This is a genomic window from uncultured Agitococcus sp. (genome assembly GCF_937920075.1).
Lineage (GTDB): Bacteria > Pseudomonadota > Gammaproteobacteria > Pseudomonadales > Moraxellaceae > Agitococcus.
Genome location: NZ_CALETI010000005.1, coordinates 1 through 8,392 on the forward strand (window position 1 = coordinate 1; position 8,392 = coordinate 8,392).

9 protein-coding genes are annotated in these 8,392 nt (G+C 37.8%); 1 reads left to right on the forward strand and 8 read right to left on the reverse strand.

The features are described 5' to 3' along the window. A partial coding sequence (locus Q0212_RS00100) for a DUF2797 domain-containing protein (protein ID WP_297920532.1) occupies positions 1 to 583 on the reverse strand: 583 nt, incomplete at its 3' end. 95 nt (positions 584 to 678) lie between these two features. Between Q0212_RS00100 and Q0212_RS00105 the strand changes: the two genes are divergently transcribed. Further along, complete coding sequence (locus Q0212_RS00105) at positions 679 to 1,140, forward strand: DUF6231 family protein (protein WP_297920518.1); 462 nt, start codon at positions 679 to 681, stop codon at positions 1,138 to 1,140. Positions 1,141 to 1,180: 40 nt separating this feature from the next. On the opposite strand, the gene Q0212_RS00110 is transcribed toward Q0212_RS00105, so the two are convergent. From Q0212_RS00110 to Q0212_RS00140, 7 genes are all read right to left on the reverse strand, one after another. Then, positions 1,181 to 1,651 carry a universal stress protein gene (locus Q0212_RS00110; RefSeq protein WP_297920519.1) on the reverse strand — a complete coding sequence of 157 codons (471 nt, stop codon included), beginning with the start codon at positions 1,649 to 1,651 and terminating at the stop codon, positions 1,181 to 1,183. 14 nt (positions 1,652 to 1,665) lie between these two features. Next, positions 1,666 to 2,661: an endonuclease gene (locus tag Q0212_RS00115; protein WP_297920521.1), complete on the reverse strand. Its 996-nt coding sequence runs from the start codon at positions 2,659 to 2,661 to the stop codon at positions 1,666 to 1,668. Between the two features lie 147 nt (positions 2,662 to 2,808). Further along, the gene (locus Q0212_RS00120; protein WP_297920523.1) at positions 2,809 to 3,975 is read right to left on the reverse strand and encodes an RNA-guided endonuclease TnpB family protein; all 1,167 of its coding nucleotides are present in this window, start codon (positions 3,973 to 3,975) and stop codon (positions 2,809 to 2,811) included. A gap of 60 nt (positions 3,976 to 4,035) precedes the next feature. Further along, the gene (locus Q0212_RS00125) at positions 4,036 to 4,380 is read right to left on the reverse strand and encodes a recombinase family protein (RefSeq protein WP_297920525.1); all 345 of its coding nucleotides are present in this window, start codon (positions 4,378 to 4,380) and stop codon (positions 4,036 to 4,038) included. A 91-nt stretch (positions 4,381 to 4,471) separates the two neighbouring features. Continuing rightward, positions 4,472 to 5,821 (reverse strand): serine/threonine-protein kinase, encoded by a 1,350-nt coding sequence (locus tag Q0212_RS00130; RefSeq protein ID WP_297920527.1) that lies wholly within the window; start codon positions 5,819 to 5,821, stop codon positions 4,472 to 4,474. 63 nt (positions 5,822 to 5,884) lie between these two features. Further along, on the reverse strand, positions 5,885 to 7,420 hold the full coding sequence (locus Q0212_RS00135) for a DUF3336 domain-containing protein (RefSeq protein ID WP_297920528.1): 1,536 nt from the start codon (positions 7,418 to 7,420) through the stop codon (positions 5,885 to 5,887). Positions 7,421 to 7,636: 216 nt separating this feature from the next. Then, positions 7,637 to 8,293: a tetratricopeptide repeat protein gene (locus tag Q0212_RS00140; RefSeq protein WP_297920530.1), complete on the reverse strand. Its 657-nt coding sequence runs from the start codon at positions 8,291 to 8,293 to the stop codon at positions 7,637 to 7,639. Positions 8,294 to 8,392: the final 99 nt, after the last annotated feature.

The window sequence follows — 8,392 nt, forward strand, 5'->3', positions numbered from 1 at the left end:
AAACTGGAAAACTAAAATCATAAGACTGATTATTTAGAACATGCATTTGTTGTGGAAATTGGTTTGCTAAAGCCAATAACTCTTTTTTACATAATGTTAAAACCTCATCTTTGACAAAGGCTAAATCTAAAGTTTCTGCGTCATTTTTTAATAGTCTTTGCCATTGGGTTTTATCTGAAACATGTTGAGCCAATGTCACTTCAATCAGTCCCGCTAAACGACGATTAGATACCTCAAATATGGGTAAAGCTTGCATAGCACCTTGATCTAACCAACGTGTAGGTACTTGCGTTTTGCGAGTAATACCGACTTTTACACCTGATGAATTTGCCAAATAGACAATATGAGGCATAAAACAATGCGTCTCGCCCCATTCAGGTTCACGGCAGGTTCCCAAATGATAATGGCAAGTTTCTGGCTTCATAATACACATATCGGCAGAAGCACTACTTCTAAAACATTTAAAACAATAACCTTGATTAAAAGACTTACTTGTTTTTTGACCACAATTTAAACAAAAAATACGTCCTGTATAATTTAAATTAATATTTTTACCAAGATAATCATTTAAAGGGAGTATCATTCCACCAATTACCAATTCATAGCGAATCGGTGAACTAACTTGCGTACGCATTTTTTGCAAAACACCTTGGTACAACATAACTGAGTTAAACCTATATGTGGCCTGATATTACGCCGTTATTACAACAATTGAAAAAAGAATGCTCTGATAAGGCATGGCTTATTACGGGCAAAAACTTAAACTGCCCATTAGCAGAGGTGGATTTAACCCATACTACTGTTAATTATATGAGTAGCGAACAATTACTGACAGCCCCTTTTACACAACGGTTTGCTGCGGCACTTATGTTATTAGATGAGCAAGATGACTTCAGCCAAGGTACACAAGTCATTAGCAAACTACGTGATTTGCTTGCAGAGCGAGTTTTAGTCATTACCTCTGACCAATCAACAACTTGGTCAACCAATATTATGCTTGGTTTTGGTTTTAAACGTATTGCTGAACTAAAAGGTTATCAGGCATGGGGCTTTGACATTCATACCTATAAAGAAGTTCCTGATTGGTTAAACGCTAAATTTTGGGCAAATCCTCAAAATTGGGGCAAATATTGGTGGTAAGTAATCTAGGAGAATTCCCCTAGATTACGACAAAAAGCCATTATAAGGCTTTTACTGGCACCACTAAAACTGGAATACTTGCTTGATTAATCAAAGACTTACTAGTACTTCCCTCAACTAACTGCATCAACAAACCTTTATGTTCAGAACCAACAATGACCATATCTGCTTGATGCTTTGTGGCTTCTTTTAAAATAGTTTGTACTACAGAATCGCCATTGACTAACAAGCCCAAACATTTTAAGCCTGATTGTTGCAAACGGTGACTAATTTCTTGAACTTTTTGATGTTCATGTTTAAAACGAGTCGCTATTTCTTGACGCAACTCTTTAGGGTCAATATAAACTGGGTATTCACCAAAGACACCACCATATCCCAAAACTTCATCTTGCGAATCGGTCACATGTAAAACACAAATACTTGCTTGTACAAGCTTTTTTGCAAAATTTTGCACATAATCAATCACTTTCTCAGAAGATGTCGATAAATCTACGCATACTAAAAGCTTCATGATTGCACTCCTATTTATTTGCACAATGACGCACAGGGCGTCCCATCACCATCACCATCTATACTTGTATTACCACAAGTTTTTAATTGAAATTTTGCCTCTGCACAACTGCTCATTTGACTACATGTTTTTTTAGTATTACAGGAAAATTCGGTTGCTGTTGCTTTCGTTTTTGGCTCTACGGTTTTTGACTCTGTTTTTAGGTCAGCAACGACTTCTTGCTTTTTATTTCCATAGCCACTAATAAAACGATTATCTTTGCCTTGAATTGCTGCAATACGTTGATTACGTTCAATTTCCCATTCATCAGGAGCATCTTGTTTTGACCATACACTATATAGCTTTTTATCTTGGTCAGATAATTTAAAACCATAGGTATCTTCCATATAAAACATCACACGGGCAACATTACCTTTTACCGCATCAGGCGGTTCAGCACGACGAATAGACTCATCCACTTCAATTGGACAAGCACCATACTCTCGCTTACTCCCCTCTACCATTCCCCAGTTAAAATTAGAACGATCACCATTAACTTCGCCCACTGCTGGAAAAAGATTATGTAAGTCATTATGTGCTGTCTCAAAAACGGGATCTTTTGCCTCACAACACTGACGACCTGTCATTTCTTTTTCTGGACATACTTTTTTAGGCTCGCGCCAACACTGTCTAAAGTTACCAAATTGATGTGCAGGCATTACATGTTCAGCTTCAATTCGACTAGCACGTTCTGGATTTTTACGCGGAACATAACCACAACTTTTCCAATCCACTAATTTGGATTTCGGATCATAATCACAACCACAATAAAATGTTATATTATGGCCTTTATAAATATCGTTATATAAAATTCTTTTAGCCTTTTCAAAGGATTCTGGACTTTTGGGAAGCTGACTCAAATCCTCCTGAACAGCTGATTTTGCTGGGTTAGTCGCCTGATTTACTGCCGAATCACTCTGATTACAAGCAACTAAAAGAATAAATGAAAATAGTAAAGCTAATAAACGCATACGATACTCATAGGATCTGTTGAACATTTAGACACAAATAAAAAAGGGAGTTTTACTCCGTTCCACAAGTCTTACTCAAATCTACCTAAAATAGATTTGACGCTTATTTCTTGCTTCACTGAGTTGGTTTCACGTTTCGTGTTGCCACTAAACGCCAGAGCCAAACTCTCCACAAGCGGTCACCGTTGAACTCGCGGCAATTTTTGTTAAACCGAGCTGCTTTAAATTCAAAGCAGCATTAACATCTCTATCATGGCTTGTCTCACAGTGCGGACATTGCCATTCTCTGTCTTTTAACGTCAAGCATTCATGCTTAAAACCACACATCGAACACAATTTTGAGCTTGGATAAAAACGGTCGGCATAAACTATTTTGGCACCGTAATACTTGGCCTTGTATTCTACCTGTCGTCTTAATTCGTAAAAACCTACATCAGCGATGGCTCTTGATAACTTTCCATTTTGCATCATGCCTTTGACATTTAAGTCTTCTAAAACAACGGTGTTAAATCTCGTGGTGAGATAATAAGACAGTTTGTGTAAGGCATCTTGGCGAATGTGTTTTATCCGTTGATGCAGTTTAGATAATTGTAATTTGGCTTTGTACCGATTGTGTGAGCCTTTGACTTTACGACTTAATGCTTGACTTAAGCGTTTGAGTTTCTTTAGGTTTTTTGATAAAGCCTTAGGATTCTCTGCTTTATGCCCATCTGAACAGGTGGCTAAATGGCTAATTCCTAAATCCACACCGACACAATCTTGTTTTTCGACTGGCTGACGTGGTGGCTTTTGTTCTATCGGCAAACTCACCGAAATACTCACATACCATCTATCCGCCTGTCGGCTGATGACGGCATTGTTTATTTTTCCTGCTCCTTGATGTTGATAGCTTTCTTTGGTCTTTACCCAGCCTAAGTTGGGTATCCATATGCGTTTGTCGTTGACTTTAAATTGGTCATTGCCAATGTAAAATGAGTCGTGACGACCTTTTTTACAAAATTGCGGATAACTGGCTTCGCCATTAAAAAACCGTTTAAACGCTGTGCCTAAATTCTTTAACGCTTGTTGCGAGGCATATTTGGTGACTTCTAAGACAAAGGGATATTTTTCGTGTTTGATGGCGTTAAATTCTTTTCTTAGTAATTGTTCATTCGGTTTTGGCAAGCTGTTATCTTGTTGATGGGCTTGATATTTTTCTTGCCAGTTTGCTAAGCCCCAGTTATACGCTAAACGCGCAACACCACAAGCACGCGCTAAATAGTTGGCTTGCTTGTTGTTGGGTTTAAGTTCAATCTGATGGGCGGTGCTGAGCATGAAAAACGATTCATTCAACAGAAAATGATTGATTAATTCTAATAGATAGCTACTGATTCTTTAACCGCTTTTTTGTTTTTTATGATAATTTAAACCACTGCCTAAATCTTGTAAAATTTCTATTTTTTCAAAACTGTGTTCTGTGCAGTATTGCTCCAAGCGTTGGGCTTGCCGTTCTAAGCCGTCTTTTTGGTCATGCGAGGATACCCGTGCATAAGCAATGGCTTTACGCAATTCTGGCGCAAATTGTCCACAAAAATGCTGTATATCTTGCCATAAATAACGCCGATGTCCGCCAACGGTGCGATACGCAGGCAACAACGTCTTTTCTACTTCCCATCTTCTAGGCGTTGAGACCGATACGCCTAATAATTTTCCTGTTTCTCCAATGCTTAAATGTTCCATGCTTTAAACTCATTTAGTCTAAAAAATACACTAAATGAGTAGATTTGAATGGCTTTTCAAGGTGCTGTTAACTGCCCTTTATTTTACGCAATTAAGCAGGTTGCTGGGCAGGCTTTTTGCCTTTATCACGCAATAAAATACGTCTTCCCCCTTGAGGTTCTAACTCATCATGAAGATGCAAAGATACCGTTGCCTGTTCTAATAACATACCAAATGGACTGTCAAATGGCTGATCGTCTGTTAGAGCATCCCAAATACGACCATGTATCCACGGATGTGCTTGAATTTCAACATGTAATTCAACCGCTTTTTTGCCACGCTCATTTAACCAATCCATTAAAATATCGTGCATCTGCTCTCGTTTTTCCTTGAACTCATCATAATCATCACACGAAAACTCAACAACACGACTATATTTTTTAAAGAAAAAGTTGCCACCTATCGTTTCTGATGTTCTAAAAAATGCTTCATAGCCTTTAGATTTTGTAGGCTCTAAAGAGAAATTAGCGGCTGGCCGATCGTAAACAGAAACAGAGGGAATATTAGCTGAGGGTTTGGTTGGTTTACTATCATCTAAACTTAACGGTACTGGTGTAGCATCAGAAGCAGTAATCACAGGTGTAATGCGACCAGAACTATTATTATTTAAAAGGTTCTCAATCGCCACCATCACTTCTACGCCGTTCTGAAAACGATTTTTAACCTCTTTGGCTAATAAGCGATCAACCAACATTTGGTAACGATGTAAATGCTCTGGTAAACGAGGCACAGGCTCTTGGCAATGTTTAATCGCTAAAGAAATGGAGTCTGATGCTGTAAAAGGTGGTTTTCCAACCAACATCTCATACAACATGACACCTAAGCTATATAAATCCGCACGACCATCTACTGCTAAACCCCGAGCTTGCTCTGGACTCATATACTTTGGAGTACCCACGGTTGAGCCAACTTGCGTTAAATTGCTTTCAGCTTGCATATTTCGGGCAATACCAAAATCGGTCAAAATAGCATCATCATTATGCGATCTAAATAATACGTTATCAGGTTTAATATCACGATGTACGACTCCCTTTGAATGAGCCATACCTAAAGCATCAGATAATTGTTTAATAATTTTTAAAGCTTGTGCGGGGGTAATATCATGGCGCTCAATACGATCACTTAAATCTCCTCCTGTATGATACTCCATCGCTAAATAATGATAATTATTAAACGAACCAACATCATATACAGTCACAATATGAGGATGAGATAAAGCAGCAACCATCTTTGCTTCACTGTCAAATCTGGCTGCAAAACCAGGCTCTGCAGCCAGATGTGGTGCCATGACCTTTAAAGCAACTTGTCGTCCAAATGATTCCTGCACAGCTAAATAAACAGTCGCCATGCCTCCTTTGCCTAACTCGCGTATAATGGTATAACCAGGAATTTGAATTGTCATAATGTTAAAATTATTCACTGTAATTTTTAGATAAAATATTCTTGGTAAATACCATTTTTACAGTTATTTAGCAAGCAATCCTATCTGAGCTGTATGTCGTTTGCGCGATTCGCTACGTGTTTGTAATTGAATGACATTTGCAGCCTTCTGTTGTTCCAAATTTTCACGTTGCTTATTTAGTCGTTGCAGACATTGATCTAAAGTTTGACCAATCCTTGCATGAGTTTGAATCATGGCAATTTTGGGCCAAGTAATACGCTCACCCTGCACTCTAAACCACATTAACATTTCATCAGTCGGATTTTGTAGCATACAGGCATAATGACGCCAATTATATTTGGCAACAATAGTCACATCACCATAATAACGTTGACCAATAATGCCATAGCCATGATCCATTAATTGGCGTATTGTTTCTATACTGGTGCGCTCACGCATAAAATCAAAAATACCCATACCCACCATTTGTAATTGAGCACGAGCAACTTTTTTAGGCCATGAAGTAATTTTACCTTTTTGCAAACGTTCTTTGTCAGTTTGCATAAATGGCACAATGTGTGGATTTACTTGGCTGGCAATAAAATAATTGACATTAAATAAACGAGATAAACGTTGACGTGGTAAATCACTACGAACAGAGCCATCTACCCATTTTTCTGAGGGCATATAAGGATGATATTCACCATGATGATTTTTGGTGGTTAAGGTGACCGCTGGAAACAATACAGGAACAGCACAAGAGGCTAATGCCGCACTCCATACCAATAAATAAGGTGATGTTAGCTCATTCATTAAGCGAGCTTTGTGCGCTTGTAATGGTGATACTGTGACATTAATATGACGCCCCGTTTTGGCATAAGCTTCTTCAAAGGTATATTCACCAATATTACGACGAACAAATCGTTCTAATTGTCGTTGATCGGCAAAACCTTGCCCCAAAATGCCATCACGTAAACGCTTCCATGTCCATGCATGATGATAGAAACCATCACCATCATACATTCTCACTAGCTCCTCATCAGTATGCGTCCCCAACATACCTGTGACTAAAGAACCTGCACTTGAGCCAGAAATTACCTTGGGTAATAAATTACGTTCATGCAAGGCTTTACACACTCCTATATGAAACAAACCCAATGTTGCACCACCCGATAACATTAATGCAGGTTGACCGTAACTATGAAAAGTATCTTCAAAAAAACGTAATTTTTGTTCTAATGACAAAAATTCTAAATTGGCATCACAAATATAATTTAAAGCAGAGCAAACTTGATCTATATAATCTTCGATTAATCGTTTAGTACCAATATGAGCATAGGTATATAGTAAGGGATTACCAATATTACCAATATCATGGTAGAGCCCTTCTCTTAATGCACGCATTAACTGTCTATCATCTTTTTGACGCATTAAATGGCGCAAATTCATTAAACGATCACGAATTAATTCATGATTATAGTGTTCAGACTCATTATCAAGCTTCCATAAATCTAAACCAGTCACTGAATCTAACTCTAAAGCGATTTCCTTCCACTCTTCATAGGTATTAGCTTCATCAAGGGCTTGGCGTAATAAAGAGACTTTATTCGTTAATAACATTAGAGTTCTCCGAGAGCCTATAGCTTTCTTATCACAATTTAGACTCTATTCGTAATAGGCTTCACTGTTGGAGCATTACAATACAATCATACAATAAATGAACTCTATAACATAAAAAAAACGATAAGACGAGCATATTGTCCGACAATTATCTAACTAGATAGTTTCTTGGATATGTAGTCGACAAGCGGCTACTTTTTGAGGAAAAGCTAAGGCTTATTTATTTTGTACCATCGCTTGTTTTAATTCAGCAGGTGTCATTTCTAGTTCCAAAACATCTCGTGCTTGGGCTGCTTCAGGAACTTTGTTAGCTGCCATTGCAAAATAATACCATGCTTTACTTTTATCCGTTTTGATTGTTGAATCACCTAAATACAACAAACCTAAACGATATTGAGCAATTGCATTACCTTGTTGTGCTGATTTTTCTAATAAAACGATTGCCTCTGGCACATCTTCTAAATCCTCAAGATAATGTAAAGCTAAAGCTAATTGTGCTTCATCATGATCTTGGTCTGCTGCTTTTTCATACCAATATATGGCAAGTTCTTTATTTTTTTTAACTCCATCACCTGCCTCATACAATTCTGCTAACTCTAATTGAGCTTGAGCATTGCCTAATTCTGCGGCCTTTTTATACCAAGGTAGAGCTTTTTCTGATTGATTAAAACCTTCATCATAAATACGCCCTACTAGGGTCATGGCATCAACATCTTGTTTTTGTGCTAGTGGTAAACTCAATTCAAGTGCAGTGTCATATTCTCTATTTTCAAAAGCTAATATTGCTTCATCATAAGTGGCAGCAATGGTCAATGTAGATAAAAAGGTGAAGATCAGAGAGGATTTGGCAAGAGTTTTAGTTAAACTGTTCATAAAATTGCAAGCTAGCAAATGATGTTTGGATAGGGGCTGTTGATGTTTTGATTGTGGTTGCGAAAGAAGCTATTTTTTAGAGGATACGAGGCGTGAATC